General features: G+C 61.0%; 1 rRNA gene. It reads right to left on the bottom strand.

Annotation, left to right across the window (positions count from 1 at the left end):
* A 23S ribosomal RNA gene (locus AB8Z75_RS35245) occupies positions 1-95 on the bottom strand; the annotation flags it as partial.
* Positions 96-374: the final 279 nt, after the last annotated feature.

The following is a 374-nucleotide window of genomic DNA, read 5'->3' as shown; positions in this document are numbered from 1 at the left end:
CGGTTGACAACTCCCCGGGGTCTATCGCGGCCTCCCACGTCCTTCATCGGTTCCTGGTGCCAAGGCATCCACCGTGCGCCCTTAAAAACTTGGCCACAGATGCTCGCGTCCACTGTGCAGTTCTCAAACAACAACCAGCCACCCACCACCCCACGGACACCCGCGAGTTCACTGGGACCGGCACCGAAGGACAGGCCAACAGCCCGCACCCTCAGACACCCAACAGCGCGCCCGACACCCCCACCCGACAATCACGTTCCACACTCCGAAGAGCAGTACTAGCCATCACCGTGCAAGAGTGCCGAATAGTCAACGTTCCACCCATGAGCAACCCACCGTCAGACATTCGCTGACGTAGTAGGCCTTGGCTACCG

This window comes from Streptomyces sp. PU-14G (genome assembly GCF_041028275.1).
Classification (GTDB): domain Bacteria; phylum Actinomycetota; class Actinomycetes; order Streptomycetales; family Streptomycetaceae; genus Streptomyces.
The sequence above is the reverse complement of the archived record's forward strand: the minus strand, read 5'-3'. Positions and strand labels throughout refer to the sequence as shown.